Source organism: Streptomyces sp. NPDC051987 (assembly GCF_040680735.1).
Taxonomy (GTDB): Bacteria; Actinomycetota; Actinomycetes; order Streptomycetales; family Streptomycetaceae; genus Streptomyces.
This window is the reverse complement of the sequence record NZ_JBFAXI010000146.1, coordinates 1-13569: the sequence shown is the minus strand read 5'-3', so window position 1 is coordinate 13569 and position 13569 is coordinate 1. Positions and strand designations below refer to the sequence as shown.

At 72.4% G+C, this 13569-nt stretch carries 13 protein-coding genes and 3 pseudogenes; 7 read left to right on the top strand and 9 right to left on the bottom strand.

From position 1 onward, the window contains the following. Positions 1 to 148: 148 nt before the first annotated feature. On the bottom strand, positions 149 to 1396 hold the full coding sequence (locus tag AB0M11_RS39505; RefSeq protein ID WP_365713467.1) for a YncE family protein: 1248 nt from the start codon (positions 1394 to 1396) through the stop codon (positions 149 to 151). Positions 1397 to 1571: 175 nt separating this feature from the next. Here AB0M11_RS39505 and AB0M11_RS39500 point away from each other — a divergent pair, with 175 nt between their 5' ends. Further along, the gene (locus AB0M11_RS39500; protein WP_365713465.1) at positions 1572 to 2237 is read left to right on the top strand and encodes a TetR/AcrR family transcriptional regulator; all 666 of its coding nucleotides are present in this window, start codon (positions 1572 to 1574) and stop codon (positions 2235 to 2237) included. A 56-nt stretch (positions 2238 to 2293) separates the two neighbouring features. Then, a pseudogene (locus AB0M11_RS39495) lies at positions 2294 to 2884 on the top strand (RICIN domain-containing protein); the annotation flags it as partial. 69 nt (positions 2885 to 2953) lie between these two features. Here AB0M11_RS39495 and AB0M11_RS39490 read toward each other — a convergent pair. Together AB0M11_RS39490 and ctaD are read right to left on the bottom strand one after the other, a co-directional pair. Further along, a complete protein-coding gene (locus tag AB0M11_RS39490) occupies positions 2954 to 3295 on the bottom strand; it encodes a hypothetical protein (protein ID WP_365713463.1) in 342 nt (113 codons plus the stop codon). Then, a complete protein-coding gene (ctaD, locus tag AB0M11_RS39485) occupies positions 3292 to 4890 on the bottom strand; it encodes a cytochrome c oxidase subunit I (RefSeq protein ID WP_365713461.1) in 1599 nt (532 codons plus the stop codon). The genes AB0M11_RS39490 and ctaD overlap by 4 nt, the downstream gene beginning before the upstream one ends. A gap of 105 nt (positions 4891 to 4995) precedes the next feature. On the opposite strand from ctaD, the gene AB0M11_RS39480 reads away from it, so the two are divergent. Together AB0M11_RS39480 and AB0M11_RS39475 are read left to right on the top strand one after the other, a co-directional pair. After that, entirely contained in the window at positions 4996 to 5538 is a 543-nt protein-coding gene (locus AB0M11_RS39480) for a sigma-70 family RNA polymerase sigma factor (RefSeq protein WP_365713459.1), read from the top strand. Continuing rightward, positions 5531 to 6511, top strand: a complete 981-nt coding sequence (locus AB0M11_RS39475) for a CU044_5270 family protein (RefSeq protein WP_365713455.1) — start codon at positions 5531 to 5533, stop codon at positions 6509 to 6511. Before AB0M11_RS39480 ends, AB0M11_RS39475 begins: the two co-directional genes overlap by 8 nt. Positions 6512 to 6541: 30 nt before the next feature. Here the strand turns inward: AB0M11_RS39475 and AB0M11_RS39470 are convergent, their stop codons facing one another. Continuing rightward, complete coding sequence (locus AB0M11_RS39470) at positions 6542 to 6907, bottom strand: nuclear transport factor 2 family protein (RefSeq protein WP_365713453.1); 366 nt, start codon at positions 6905 to 6907, stop codon at positions 6542 to 6544. Positions 6908 to 7079: 172 nt separating this feature from the next. On the opposite strand from AB0M11_RS39470, the gene AB0M11_RS39465 reads away from it, so the two are divergent. Then, entirely contained in the window at positions 7080 to 7373 is a 294-nt protein-coding gene (locus AB0M11_RS39465) for a hypothetical protein (RefSeq protein WP_365713451.1), read from the top strand. Between the two features lie 104 nt (positions 7374 to 7477). Here the strand turns inward: AB0M11_RS39465 and AB0M11_RS39460 are convergent, their stop codons facing one another. Further along, positions 7478 to 9244, bottom strand: coding sequence for an ABC transporter ATP-binding protein (locus tag AB0M11_RS39460; protein ID WP_365713449.1), 1767 nt, complete (start codon positions 9242 to 9244; stop codon positions 7478 to 7480). An 80-nt stretch (positions 9245 to 9324) separates the two neighbouring features. Continuing rightward, a complete protein-coding gene (locus tag AB0M11_RS39455; RefSeq protein WP_365713447.1) occupies positions 9325 to 9900 on the bottom strand; it encodes a rhodanese-like domain-containing protein in 576 nt (191 codons plus the stop codon). A 102-nt stretch (positions 9901 to 10002) separates the two neighbouring features. On the opposite strand from AB0M11_RS39455, the gene AB0M11_RS39450 reads away from it, so the two are divergent. Continuing rightward, positions 10003 to 10290, top strand: coding sequence for a metal-sensitive transcriptional regulator (locus tag AB0M11_RS39450; RefSeq protein WP_365713445.1), 288 nt, complete (start codon positions 10003 to 10005; stop codon positions 10288 to 10290). 121 nt (positions 10291 to 10411) lie between these two features. Here the strand turns inward: AB0M11_RS39450 and AB0M11_RS39445 are convergent, their stop codons facing one another. From AB0M11_RS39445 to AB0M11_RS39435, 3 genes and pseudogenes are all read right to left on the bottom strand, one after another. Next, on the bottom strand, positions 10412 to 11161 hold the full coding sequence (locus AB0M11_RS39445; RefSeq protein ID WP_365713443.1) for a sulfite exporter TauE/SafE family protein: 750 nt from the start codon (positions 11159 to 11161) through the stop codon (positions 10412 to 10414). Then, a pseudogene (locus AB0M11_RS39440) lies at positions 11158 to 11409 on the bottom strand (rhodanese-like domain-containing protein); the annotation flags it as partial. The gene AB0M11_RS39445 and the pseudogene AB0M11_RS39440, both read right to left, overlap by 4 nt. Before the next feature lie 69 nt (positions 11410 to 11478). Next, a pseudogene (locus AB0M11_RS39435) lies at positions 11479 to 12825 on the bottom strand (MBL fold metallo-hydrolase); the annotation flags it as partial. Between the two features lie 217 nt (positions 12826 to 13042). Here AB0M11_RS39435 and AB0M11_RS39430 point away from each other — a divergent pair. Next, positions 13043 to 13569: alcohol dehydrogenase catalytic domain-containing protein (locus AB0M11_RS39430; RefSeq protein ID WP_365713441.1), on the top strand; the 527-nt coding region annotated here is incomplete at its 3' end.

Genomic DNA, 13569 nt, shown 5'->3' with positions numbered 1-13569 from the left:
CCCCTGCCCTTCGGGCCCCCCCGCCCGGGTCCGCCCGGCTCACGGGGGGTTTGGGGGTGGGGGCGGCGGGGGTGGCCGCTATTTTCTCACCGCCCGGGCGCCCCCGGGGGTCCCCCCCCCCCCGGAGGCCGCAGGCCCTGACAAGCGGTCAACTACCGGACGCGCCGGTCCAGTCGGCCAGCACATGCCCGAGCCGGACCCGCTGCGGGTGGTCGCCGACCGGCACCGAGGTCACCTTCTGCCCGGTGCCGAAGTCGATCGCGGTCACCTGGTCGGCGCCGCTCTCGGAGATGATGCAGTCCTTGCCGTCACCGCTGACCGTGGCCCAGTACGGCGTGGACGCCGTGATGAGCGGCCCCTCCTGCAAGGTGGTGCGGTCGACGATCGTGGCGTAGTTGTCCATGGTCCCGGCGACGCACAGCTTGGTGCCGTCCGGTTTCATCGAGATGCCGTGGTGACGTGAGTCGAGAAGCCAGGTGGTGCGGTCGGTGCTGGTCGCCGGGTTCGCCGGCAGCGTCTTCACCCGGGTGATCTTGTCGCTGGCGATGTCGTACTCCAGGAAGCCGTTGAAGAACGACACCTGGAAGTACATCTTCGACCAGTCGGGCGTGAAGGCCGCGGGCCGGATCGCGTCCGAGAAGTTCGTCAGGCCGATCGCGTCCAGCCGGGACCGCATGTCGATGGTCTTGACCTGCTTGTAGGTGGTGGCGTCCGCGACGGTGATGTGCCGGTCGCCCTTGGTCCAGTCCCAGATCGGGTCGTCCAGCGAGGTGGTGACCTCGCCGATCGACATGTTCCAGATGTACTTGCCGTCCGGGCTGAAGACGTTCTCGTGCGGCTTGTCACCGGTGGCGAACTCGCCCAGCTCCTGGCCGGTGTTGATGTCCAGCACCTGCACCTTGTTCGCGGTGGAGGCGGAGACGGCGACCTTGGTGCCGTCGGGGGAGACGGCCATGTGGTCGGCGCGATAACCGGCCACCGGGAACCGCCAGTTGACCTTGTCGGTGGCGAGGTCGATGGAGACGACGTCGGCGAAGCTCGGCCGGGAGACGACCACGGACCTGCCGTCCGGCGTGGAGTACATGTCGTCGGCGTACTGGTCGTGTCCCTGGCCGACCTCGTTGCGGATCGACGTGTAGTAGATCCACTTGATCGGGTCGGCGTTGATCTCCGCGATCCGCGCGTCCTTGTCGGGGATGACGTTGATCTGGCCGACCTTGGCGAAGTCGCCGGACGACTTCAGGACGGTCGCGGTGCCGTCCCAGTTGTTGCCCACGAACAGCACCTCGCGCAGGGACGCGTCGGCCGTGGCGTTGGCGGCGGTCGCGGGCGCGGCGGCGGTCAGGACGAGGGCGGCGGCTACGGAGCAAAGGTGCCTGGGTCTGAAGGCAGGCATGGCTGCTCTCTCCTCTGAGGGGGGTGGGGACGCCCGCGTGCGGACACGGGGTCACGGAAACTGAACACAGGCGCGTTCAAAGTGAACTTACTGAAAAGTAAGGAGGGGGTGGATGTCTCCACAAGAGGCGTACGCGAGAAAATTGGCCATCGGGTGGTCGACGGAGGGGGCAGTCTTGGTGGGCAGGCTCAAGGCACCGACGGGTCGCTACGGCGGCCGGTCCGCCGAGGAACGCAAGGCCGAGCGGCGTCGGCGCTTCCTGGACGCGGCGCTGCAGCTCTTCGGCGCCGCACCGGGGTTTCGCGCCACCACGGTCGCCGCGCTGAGCCAGGCGGCAGGGTTGTCGACCCGGCAGTTCTACGAGGAGTTCCAGACCCTGGAGGACGTGCTCGCCGCGCTGCACCTGGAGGTCAACGGGTGGGCGGAGCGGGCGGTGGCCGAGGCGTTCGCCGAGGCGGAACCGCTGCCGCTGGTCGAGCGGGTGACGGTGCTGTTCCGGGCGTACGCCCGTGACGTCACGTCGGACCCGCGGCGCATCCGCATCGCCTTCGTGGAGATCATCGGGGTGAGCCCGCGGCTGGAGGAGCAGCGGCTGGCGCGGCGGGCCCGTTGGGTGGAGCTCATATGCACCGAGGCGGAGGCGGCCGTCGCGCGCGGGGACGCGGCGCCGCGCGACTACCGGCTGGCCGCGACGGCGTTCATCGGCAGCGTGAACGGGCTGCTGCACGACTGGAGCGCGGGGTGGGTGGAGGCGACGCTGGACGACGTCGTGGACGAGCTGGTGCGACTGCTGGTGGGCATCCTGCGGCCCGAGGGCTGGCTGCCGGGGGGTTCGCGGTAGTCGGTTCGCGGTAGCCGTCGGCCGGCGGGCCGCGCTGTGGACCGTGCGCCAGCGCCAACAGCGGATCCACCGCCGTCACCGGCACCCTCCAGGTCAACGGCCAGACCGCCACGACGGTCTCCTTCCCGCCGACCGGGTCATCCCAGGGCACGGTCTCGGTGCAGGTCGACCTGAGCAAGGGGTCGGACAACTCCCTGACCTTCACGGGAAGTTCACTGCCGGCGCTCGGTGCGATCACGGTCGGCCCGATACCCGGCACCAACGGCACCCTCCTGGTGGGCGGAGAGTCAGGCCGCTGCGCGGACGTGTACGACAACACCATCACCAACGGCACCCAGGCGGAGATCTGGGACTGCAACGGCGGCCAGAACCAGGCCTGGACGTACACCTCCCGCAAGGAGTTCGTGGTGTACGGCGACAAGTGCCTGGACGCGTACAACCAGGGCACCGCCAACGGCACCAAGGTCGTCATCTGGGACTGCAACGGGCAGAACAACCAGAAGTGGAACGTGAACGCGGACGGGACGATCACCAACGTCAACGGCGGGTTGTGCCTGGACGCGTACGGGGCGGCCACGGCCGACGGGACCTCGCTGGTGCTGTGGGCCTGCAACGGCGGGAGCAACCAGCAGTGGAGCAGAAGGTGACGTGGCGGTTCTTCGGGCGCGGGTGGACTGTGGCCGGTCGCGCAGTTCCCCGCGCCCGTCCGGGGGCGCTCATGTCCTGAGCGTCAGTGTCAGGAGCGCGGTTGCTGTCAGCAGCGCGCAGAGCAGCACGGAGCCGGCCAGGAGTCGTTGCCGAAGTGTTCGGTATCTGGCCTCGTACTCGGCTCTCAGCTCCTCCCCGCGTTCCGCCGTGCGGCGCCACGAGGTGCGGGCCAGCCCGAGGTACTCGATTTCCAGCTGGCGCTCCAGGTGGTGCCGTTGTGCATCCGTCAGCCACCCCAGCCGGTCTGCGACCCGTACCCCCGCCGCGCGGCCCTCCGCCCGCGCGGCGGCCAGCAGCAGATGCCCCTCGACCTGGGCGACCAGGGCCCGTCCCTCCTCCCGCGCCGTCATCGGGTGCTCAGCTCCCGCCCCACGGCGCCATGGTGCAGGTCGAACGCCGGGGACTCACTGCGGATGCGCGGCAGCGTGACGAAGTTGTGCCGCGGCGGCGGGCACGACGTCGCCCACTCCAGGGAGCGCCCGTAGCCCCACGGGTCGTCGACCTCGACCTTCTTGCCGTACTTCGCCGTCTTCCACACGTTGTAGAAGAACGGCAGCAACGACGAGCCCAGCAGGAACGAGAAGATCGTCGAGACCGTGTTGAGGGTGGCGAAGCCCTCCGCCGCCAGGTAGTCGGGGATCCGGCGCTGCATGCCCTCGGCGCCCAGCCAGTGCTGGACCAGGAACGTGCCGTGGAAGCCGACGAACAGCGTCCAGAAGGTGATCTTGCCGAGCCGCTCGTCGAGCATCTTGCCGGTCATCTTCGGCCACCAGAAGTGGAATCCGGCGAACATCGCGAAGACGACCGTGCCGAAGACCACGTAGTGGAAGTGGGCGACGACGAAGTAGGAGTCGGAGACGTGGAAGTCGATCGGCGGGGCGGCGAGCATCACGCCGGTCAGGCCGCCGAAGACGAAGGTCACCAGGAAGCCCATGGTCCAGAGCATGGGTGTCTCGAAGGACAGCGAGCCCTGCCACATGGTGCCGATCCAGTTGAAGAACTTCACTCCCGTCGGGACCGCGATCAGGAAGGTCATGAGGGAGAAGAACGGCAGCAGCACACCGCCGGTGACGTACATGTGGTGGGCCCACACCGTCACGGACAGGCCGGCGATCGAGATGGTGGCCGCGACCAGGCCCAGGTAGCCGAACATCGGCTTGCGGGAGAAGACCGGGATGACCTCGGAGATGATGCCGAAGAACGGCAGCGCGATGATGTACACCTCCGGGTGGCCGAAGAACCAGAACAGGTGCTGCCAGAGCAGCGCTCCGCCGTTGGCCGCGTCGAAGACGTGGGCGCCGAACTTGCGGTCCGCCTCCAGGGCGAACAGGGCCGCCGCGAGGACCGGGAAGGCGAGGAGCACGAGCAGCGCCGTCAGGAGGACGTTCCACACGAAGATCGGCATGCGGAACATGGTCATGCCGGGGGCGCGCATGCAGATGATGGTGGTGATGAAGTTGACCGCGCCGAGGATGGTGCCGAAGCCGGAGAAGGCCAGACCCATGATCCACATGTCGGCGCCGAGGCCCGGCGTCCGGATGGCGTCCGAGAGCGGGGCGTAGGCGAACCAGCCGAAGTCGGCCGCGCCCTGCGGGGTGAGGAAGCCGCCGACCGCGATGGTGGAGCCGAGCAGGTAGAGCCAGTAGGCCAGCATGTTCAGCCGCGGGAAGGCGACGTCCGGCGCACCGATCTGCAGCGGCATGATCCAGTTCGCGAAGCCGGCGAACAGCGGCGTCGCGAACATCAGCAGCATGATCGTGCCGTGCATCGTGAACGCCTGGTTGAACTGTTCGTTCGACATGATCTGCAGACCGGGGCGGGCCAGCTCGGCGCGCATCAGCAGCGCCATCACCCCGCCCACGCAGAAGAACGAGAACGCCGTGACCAGGTACAGCGTTCCGATCGTCTTGTGATCCGTGGTCGTGAGCCACGTGAGGTTCCTCATGCCCCGCCTGTGTCCGGGCGGCGGGCACCGGTCACACTCGACGGATGCGACGAGCGTCACGGACCAGGGTGTGACGATCGCGGGAGTGCCGGACACGAACGGGACATGAGCAACGACGAGATCTTCGCCGCTGCCTATCGCGAGCACTACTGGGCGGTCAGCCGTTATGTCGCGCGGCGACTGGACGGGCGGACCGGCGAGGTGGAGGAAGTGGTGGCGGAGGTGTTCACGGTGGCCTGGCGCCGCCGCGCCGACCTGCCGGCGGCCCCGCTGCCCTGGCTGTACGGCGTGGCCCGCAACTGCCTCGCCAACGCGGTACGCGGCTACGGGCGCCGGCGCCGGCTGGTGGACCGGCTGGGCAACGACGACACCGCGCACGGCCGGCACCTGGTGGACAGCCCCGGCAGCGAGCGGCCCGGCGCCTGGGTGCACGAGGCGCTGGCCCGGCTGTCCCCGGCCGACCAGGAGGTGCTGCGGCTCACGGCGTGGGAGGAACTCGACACCGACGAGGTCGCCGTCGCGCTGGGCTGCGGGAAACGGGCGGCGGCCATGCGGCTGCACCGGGCCCGCCGCCGGCTCAGAGCCGAGATCGACCGACTGCGACCGCCCGCCGCCGAGGCTCTTCTTGAGGAACACCGCCATGGCTGACGAACTCGACCTGCTGCGCGCCGCCGACCCGGTGCCCGCCGACGGCCCCCACTTCGGCGACGGCCCCCTCGACCACGTCGCCGAACGGCACCTCGACCGGCTGGTGCACGGTCCCCGCCCCCGCCCCGGCCGCCGGACCTGGCCCAGGCCGCGACTGGTGTGGGGGCTGACCGCGGCCGCCGTCGTGACGGCCACCGCGCTGACCGTGCTGCCCGGCGGCCCGTCGGACGGCACGGCCGTCGCCGCGCCCCGGCCGCTGACCGTCCGCGCCCACTCCGTCGCCGTACCGCTCGCCCAGGTCGCGAGACTCGCCGCGGTCGCCGCGACGGACGGCTCCCCGGCGCTGCGCCAGGGCACCCACGTGCAGTCCTGGAGCCTGGCGTTGGGCGACGGCAGGCCGCCGGTCACCCTGCCCGAGGAGCGCGTGGTGCGCTGGCGGGCCGACGGCACCCACACCGAGGTGGTCGTGGCGACCGACCCGGACCATCCGGGCCGGCCCGTCCTGACCGATGCCGGCCGGGTCGAGGACGGCCATGTGCTCAGCCGGCGGACGTTCCCGCCGATGTGGGGCGACGCCCCGCCGCTGGCCGCACCTCCGCACACTCCCGCGCGGCTGCGCGCCTACCTCACGGACCTGAGCCACAGTGCCACCGGCTCCCTCACCACGTCCGAACTGCTGGACGCCACGGTGGAGTTGCTGGACAACTGGACCCTTGGGGCACGCGAGTCGGCGGCCCTGGCCAGGCTGCTCGCCGACGCGCCGGGCCTGCGGCCCGCCGGCCAGGTCACCGACCGGCTGGGCCGCACCGGGCAGGCGTACGTCCTGGACCTGGGCACCGGCGGCCGGCGGATGCTCGTCCTGGACCCGGCCACCGGCGCCGTACTCGGCCTGGAGACCACGTTCACCCGGGACGACCCGGAGTACGGGGTGCGGGCCGGGGACGTCATGGAGTACCGCGCCTGGATGCGCTGACCCCACGGGGGAGGCACCGCCTCCTTCCGGCTACTCGTCCCATGCCTGGATCATGATCTGCTCGGCGATCTTCCCGTCGCGCAGTGTGATCATCGACTCGGCGAGCACCCGGACCCCGTCCGCGTACTCGCAGGACTCGGTGAATGCGGCCTTGTCGCCCTGGACGACGCACTGGTCCAGGGTGTGCGTCATGTCGCGGCTGTAGACGTCGTCCAGCAGCGCGGCGATGTCCCTGCGGCCGTGCAGGATCCGGGGATGGCTCGGCTGGGTGTCGCGGTCGATGATGCGGATCTCCGCGTCGTCCGCGTAGAGCGCCAGAAGGCTGTTCCCGGTGTTCCCCTCTATGGCCCGGCGCAGCGTGTCGGTGTCGAATGTGGAACCGGTCGCGGTGCCCATGATGACCTCCTGCGGGAGCCCGCGACCCGAAGCCGGGCGGGCCGCGTGAGCCCTCACATCGAGCGTCCTCCGCCGCACCGGGCTCGGCAAGCGCAGTCCGCGCACTCCGCCTCACGGGTGAGCGGGACCCGCTGACCGTGTCCGGTCCGGCGCCGGGGCCGTTGCTCAGGACATGATCTCAACACGACGTATCGTCGCCGCCGTCGGCCTCGCGCTCGGGGTCACCGGCCTCGCCGCACCGCTGGCGAACGCGGCCGACGCGAGCGCGCACCACCCGGGGAAGCTCACCGCGCTCGGCACGCTCGACTCGCTCGCCCGCAGCGACATCCCGGCGCCGTACAAGGAGGAGCTCCCGAGGGTCTCGGACCAGGTGCAGGGGCTGAACGGGGTCCAGAAGCTGGGCGAACTGCACCAGGTCACCGACCTGGCGGCGCCCGTCATGGGGCTGGTGCCGGGTATCGACTAGCGAGCCCGGCCACGATCCAGAGGGCCGTCCCGGAGCGGGCGGAGCGGGGGGCGGCCCTCCGCCGTACCCGGGCGCGGACCTCGTGCCGGCGACCCGGCCCGCCCTCAGGGCTGGGAGGCGAGGAACTGCGTCGCCGCCAGCTCCGCGTAGAGCGGGTCGGCCGCCACCAGCTCCCGGTGCGTGCCCACCGCGCGCACCCGGCCCGCGTCCATGACGACGATCCGGTCCGCCATGGTCACCGTCGACAACCGGTGCGCCACCACCAGCACCGTGGTGGACCGGGCCACGTCGGCGACGGTGTCCCGGAGCGCCGCCTCGTTCACCGCGTCCAGCTGCGAGGTGGCCTCGTCCAGGAGCAGCAGCCGGGGCCGGCGCAGCAACGCCCGTGCTATCGCGACCCGTTGCCGCTCGCCGCCCGACAGCTTGGTCCCGCGATGCCCGACCAGCGTCTGAAGCCCCTGCGGCAGCCGGTCGACCAGACCGTCGAGCCGGGTCGTCTTCAGCACCCGCGCGACCGCGTCCTCGTCCGCCTCCGGGTTGCCGAGCAGCAGATTGTCCCTGAGCGTGCCCGACAGCACCGGCGCGTCCTGCTCGACGTAGCCGATGGCCGAACGCAGCAGCGGCAGTTCCCAGTCGGCGACCGGGCGGCCGTCCACGGCGATCGTGCCGGACTCCGGGTCGTAGAACCGCTCGATCAGCGAGAAGACCGTGGTCTTGCCCGCGCCGGACGGCCCGACGAACGCCGTCATGCCCCGCGCGGGGATGTCGAAGCTGACGCCGTGGTGGACGTACGGCAGGTCCTCGGCGTAGCGGAAGCGCACGTCGGCGAAGGCGACGGCGGCCGGTTCGGCACTCGCGGACGGCAACTCGGCGGGCGGGGACGGGGGTTCGGCGGGCAGCCGCAGCGCCTCCTGGATCCGGGCCAGCGCGCCGGCGCCGGTCTGGTACTGGGTGATCGCCCCGACGACCTGCTGGATCGGCTGCATCAGGTAGAAGACGTAGAGCAGGAACGCCACGAGCGTGCCCACGCCGATCGCGCCGGTCGCCACCCGGGCCCCGCCCGCCGCGAGCACGGTGATGAACGCCAGCTGCATCGCCAGCCCCGCCGTGTTGCCCGCCGCGGCCGACCACTTGGCGGCCCGCACGCTCTGCCGCCAGGACTCCTCGGCGGCCTCGTGCAGGGCCAGCTCCTCACGGTGTTCGGCGCCCGAGGCCTTCACGGTGCGCAGTGCGCCCAGCACCCGCTCCAGCGAGGCGCCCATCACCCCGACCGCGTCCTGCGCCCGGCGGCTCGCCCGGTTGATGCGGGGCACGATCAGACCGAGCACCGTGCCCGCCGCGGCGATCACGACGAGGGTGACGCCCAGCAGCACCGGGTCGACCACCCCCATCATCACCACGGTGGCGACCAGGGTGAGACCGCCGGTACCGAGCGCCACCAGCGAGTCCGTGGTGACCTCGCGCAGCAGCGTGGTGTCCGAGGTGATCCGTGCCATCAGGTCACCGGGTTCGGTCCGGTCCACGGCGGTGATCCGCAGCCTGAGCAGATACGACGACAGGGTGCGCCGCGCCCCCAGCACCACCGACTCGGCGGTGCGTCTGAGGACGTACGAACCCAGCGCGCCCACCCCGGCGTTGGCGACCACCAGAGCCGCCATCGCGAGCAACTTCCCGGTGATGGAACGGTCGTGGGACAGGTCGTCGATCAACCCCCGCGCCACCAGCGGCAGCAGCAGCCCGGTCGCGCCCGTCACCAGCGAGAGCGCCGCGCCGGCCAGCAGGGCCCAGCGGTGCGGCCGTACATAGGAGAGGAGCAGCCGGAACACGGGCTCCTTCCTCGGCGTCGTCGGAACTGCGTCTGCGGCGGTCACGGTGCTCCTCGTCCGGGCGGCGGGCGGTGCCCTCCGACGCACCCCAGGCTACGACGGCCGCCTCCGGCGCCAGGGCCCGGTCAGCCCTGGGCGGAACCCAGCGCTGCCGGCGACGCGTCGAGGTCCGCCGGGCGCGGCCGGTTGTGCGGCAGTCTCGACAGGACCGCGGCCATCCCGCAGGTGTCGGTGAGCGCCGAGAACACCAGGCCGCCCGCGACACCGGCGGAGAGCAGCAGCCATCCCGGACGGAACTGTCCGAGGGCCAGTCCGGCGAGGACGACGGTCCCGGCGGTGAAGCGGACCTGGCGCTCCATGGCCCAGGCCGGGCGGGACGCGCCCCGCGGGCGGTGCAGTGCGTGACCGCGCCCGGCCCAGCCGTTCGTGCCGCCGGTGAGCACGGCCGCCGGGACGCCGTGTTCGGCGAGGATCGCCCGCGCGTTCTCGGCGCGGGCGCCGGAGGCGCAGACCAGGAGAAGTTCGCCGGTCGCGGCGCGGAGCGCCGGCAGGGCTCGCCGCAGGGCGTCCAGCGGGATGTTGTGGGCGCCGGGGACGTGTCCGGAGGCGTACTCGCCCGGGGTGCGGACGTCGACGACGGTCAGCTCCGCGAGCCGGTCGAGGACGTCGTCAGGGGTGAGGTTCGGGGGAGTGCTGGTCATGGTGGTGCGATCCTTTCCGGAGATGTCGAGCCATGGGGTGCCCGAGCGATGGGGTGCCCAGGGGCGGGTAAAATACCCCTACGGGTATGTAAGGAGTGGGTCGTGGAGCTTCAGTTCGAGGGCGATGAACTCAAGTCGGTGCTGAACCGGCTGCGCCGGGCGCAGGGGCAGATCTCCGGCGTGATCAAGATGATCGAGGAGGGCCGCGACTGCGAGGACGTGGTCACCCAGCTCGCCGCCGCCTCGCGCGCCCTGGACCGGGCGGGCTTCGCGATCATCGCGACCGGGCTCCAGCAGTGCATCGTCGACCCCGCCCGGAGCGGGGCGGACGGCGAGACGACCGAGCAGATGAAGGCACGGCTGGAGAAGCTGTTCCTGTCGCTGGCCTGAGGCCCGCGCCCCGAAGCGGCGCTGGGGGTGCCCCCGGCCGAAGGCTGGGGGAGGAACTGCGCGTCCGGCCACGACGGCGCCGCGGTCGACGGAGCGGCACTTCCCGTGGAGCGTCCCGGCGTCAGCTGACCGCGTCGGCCACCATGAAGGCGGCCACCACGAGCAGCGCGCAGGCGAAGAGCCGCTGGAGGGTGCCCGCGGAGAGCCGGGCCGCGAGCCGCTTGCCGTCCCAGGCGCCCAGGACCGCGGCCCCGGCGAACGGGCCCACCGCCGACCAGTCGACGTCCGCCGCCGAACCGGCGCGTGCCGCCAGCGCGGTGAGCGAGTTGATCGTGATGACCAGCAGGCTGGTGCCCACCGCCGCGCGCATCCGCAGCCCCACGACGTTCACCAGCGACGGTACGGCGAGAAATCCGCCGCCCACCCCGAGCAGACCGGTCACCGCGCCGAGACCGGCCCCAGCCCCGGCCACCCGGGACGCTCGTACGGGGCCCGGCCCGGTGACCGGGGCCGCCGCGGGCCGCAGCATGCGCACCGCCGCCACGGCGGCCAGTACCGCGAACGCCCCGGTCAGCAGCGCCGCCGGAAGATGCCGGGACAGCAGCCCGCCGACCGCCGCCGGTCCGATGCCCGCCGCCGCGAACACCGCACCGGACCGCCACCGCACGGTGCCTTCGCGGGCATGCGCGGCGAGCGCGGTGGCGGAGGTGACCGTGACGACGACCAGGCTCGCGGTGGTGGCCGCGGCCGGGGGGAAGCCGAGCAGGTAGATCAACGCGGGTACGGCCAGCACACTGCCGCCCCCGCCCAGGGCCCCGAGCGCCAGGCCGGTGACGGCACCGGCGGCGAGGGCGAGCAGGAGGACGCTCATCGAGGGGTGTCCCCGGTGCGCACCTCTAGTCCCGCCGCGCCCCAGGCCGCCATGCCTCCGACGACGTCCACCGCGTCCCGGCCGCGGGCCGTGAGCAGCGCCGCCGCCTCCCTCGACCGCCTGCCCGAGCGGCAGATCACGACGATCGGACGGTGCTCCGCGGCGGCCGGCAGCGGGGCTCCGGCCGCCAGCGCGGAGAGCGGCAGGTGCAGCGCCTGCGGCGCGTGACCGGCCGACCATTCGCCGGCCTCCCGGACGTCCAGCAGGACGGCACCGGCGTCCGCCCGCTCCCGCGCCTCGGCGGGGGTGAGCCGGGCCATCGGCAGCCCCGCCGCACGCGCCGCGGCGAACCCGTCGTCGACGGCGACCACGTCCCGCCCGGCCGCGTCCAGGAGCGAGGCGGCGACGGCCGCCCGCATCCCGCCCGCGCAGTGCACCCACACCGTGCCGTCGGGAATCTCGCCGAGCCGTTCCCGCAGCTCGTGCAGGGGTATGTGGAGGGAGCCGCGGAGGTGGCCGGCCGCCCGTTCCGTGTCCCGGCGCACGTCCAGGACGACGACGTCCCGGGTCCCGTGCGCGGCCAGCTCCGCGAAGGTGGCCCGGGGGAAGGAGCGAGGCCGCTCGCCCGCGCGCAGCCAGGCCTCGGGGGTGCCGGTGGCGGCCGCGGCGGGGCGGTCGACGCCGACGCGGGTCAGCTCCCGCTGGGCCGCGGCGAGCTGCGCGGCGGACTCGGCGAGCAGGGTGACCGGCCTGCCCCAGGGCAGCAGCCATGCCAGGTAGGTGGCGAGCTGTCCGTCGGCCTCGAAGTTCAGCGTGCCCGGGACGTGTCCCTCGGCGAACGCCACCCGGTTGCGCAGGTCCACCACCCACTCCCCGGCGGCCAGCCGTGCCGCGAGCTCCGCCGCGTCCGCCGGGCGCGGCGGCGTGAGGTCGACCGGCGCCGGACCCGCCGAGTTCAGCGGGCCCATGTGGACGTAGTACGCCGGTACGTCGTCGAGCCCGGCCAGCAGGTCGGCGACGAACGTGTCGGCGTCCTTGACCAGCGCCTCGTTGACGGCACGCTCCCGGCCGACGGTGGTGGCCGCGCCGGTGGCGTCCCCGGCCGAGCAGAAGCTGCCGAAGCCGTGCGTGGGCAGCACCGCCGTCTCGTCCGGCAGCTCGGCGGCGAGCCGGTGCGCCGAGGCGTGCTGCGCCCGGGCCAGCTCGCCGGTGAGCCGGGGCTCCACCAGGTCGGGCCTGCCGACCGTGCCGATCAGCAGCGAACCGCCGGTGAAGACGGCCACCGCCCGGCCGGACTCCGTCAGGACGTACGACGTGTGGTGCGGGGTGTGGCCGGGCGTGGCCAGCGCGCGCAGCGTGAGTCCCGCCTCGATCTCCAGCACGTCCCCGTCGGCCACCGACACCCGGTCGTAGGCCACCCGCGCCCCGGCCGGCACTCCGTACGCGGCCCCGGTCAGCCGGGCCAGCTCCAGGCCGCCGGAGACATAGTCGTTGTGCACATGTGTCTCGACCACATGGGTGAGCCGCACACCGCGGCGGGCGACAGCGGCCAGCACCCGGTCGATGTCCCGGGGCGGGTCGACCGCGACGGCGCCGTGCGCCCCTCCCGCCACATAGCCGCGATTGCCCAGTCCAGGCACCTCGATGGTGTCGACGAAGGACACGGCAGCACACTCCTCTCCTCGATGACCGGGAAAATTACCCCCGGGGGTATACAAGCACCGTAGCAGAGGTACCCCCGGGGGTATTCGGCGCGGGTGCCGGGCGTCGCGGAGCGCGGTTGTACACGCGGATCCACGTCGGCGGATGCGCGCCGTCGCTGATCGTTCCCGCGTAGGGTCGGAGGACAGCACGAAGGCAGAGCGAGGAAAGGGCAGGCCCATGGCGCAGGAAGTACGCGGCGTGATCGCACCGGGCAGGGACGAGCCCGTGCGGGTCGAGACGATCGTGGTGCCCGACCCGGGGCCGGGCGAAGCCGTCGTACGGGTGCAGGCCTGCGGGGTCTGTCACACCGATCTGCACTACAAGCAGGGCGGGATCACCGACGAGTTCCCGTTCCTGCTGGGGCATGAGGCGGCGGGTGTGGTGGAGTCGGTCGGTGACGGTGTCACGGACGTGGCGCCCGGTGACTTCGTGGTCCTCAACTGGCGTGCGGTGTGCGGGAACTGCCGGGCCTGTCTGCGCGGGCGGCCCTGGTACTGCTTCGCCACGCACAACGCGAAGCAGCGGATGACGCTCGCCTCGACCGGGCAGGAGCTCTCGCCGGCGCTGGGGATCGGGGCCTTCGCGGAGAAGACGCTGGTGGCGGCCGGACAGTGCACGAAGGTGGACCCGGCCGTCTCCCCGGCGGTCGCCGGGCTGCTGGGGTGCGGGGTGATGGCCGGGATCGGGGCGGCGATCAACACGGG

Coding starts and splice junctions, on each gene's coding strand:
- AB0M11_RS39505 (WP_365713467.1), bottom strand. CDS start 1,396: ATGCCTGCCTTCAGACCCAGGCACCTTTGCTCCGTAGCCGCCGCCCTC.
- AB0M11_RS39490 (WP_365713463.1), bottom strand. CDS start 3,295: ATGACGGCGCGGGAGGAGGGACGGGCCCTGGTCGCCCAGGTCGAGGGG.
- ctaD (WP_365713461.1), bottom strand. CDS start 4,890: ATGAGGAACCTCACGTGGCTCACGACCACGGATCACAAGACGATCGGA.
- AB0M11_RS39480 (WP_365713459.1), top strand. CDS start 4,996: ATGAGCAACGACGAGATCTTCGCCGCTGCCTATCGCGAGCACTACTGG.
- AB0M11_RS39475 (WP_365713455.1), top strand. CDS start 5,531: ATGGCTGACGAACTCGACCTGCTGCGCGCCGCCGACCCGGTGCCCGCC.
- AB0M11_RS39470 (WP_365713453.1), bottom strand. CDS start 6,907: ATGGGCACCGCGACCGGTTCCACATTCGACACCGACACGCTGCGCCGG.
- AB0M11_RS39465 (WP_365713451.1), top strand. CDS start 7,080: ATGATCTCAACACGACGTATCGTCGCCGCCGTCGGCCTCGCGCTCGGG.
- AB0M11_RS39455 (WP_365713447.1), bottom strand. CDS start 9,900: ATGACCAGCACTCCCCCGAACCTCACCCCTGACGACGTCCTCGACCGG.
- AB0M11_RS39445 (WP_365713443.1), bottom strand. CDS start 11,161: ATGAGCGTCCTCCTGCTCGCCCTCGCCGCCGGTGCCGTCACCGGCCTG.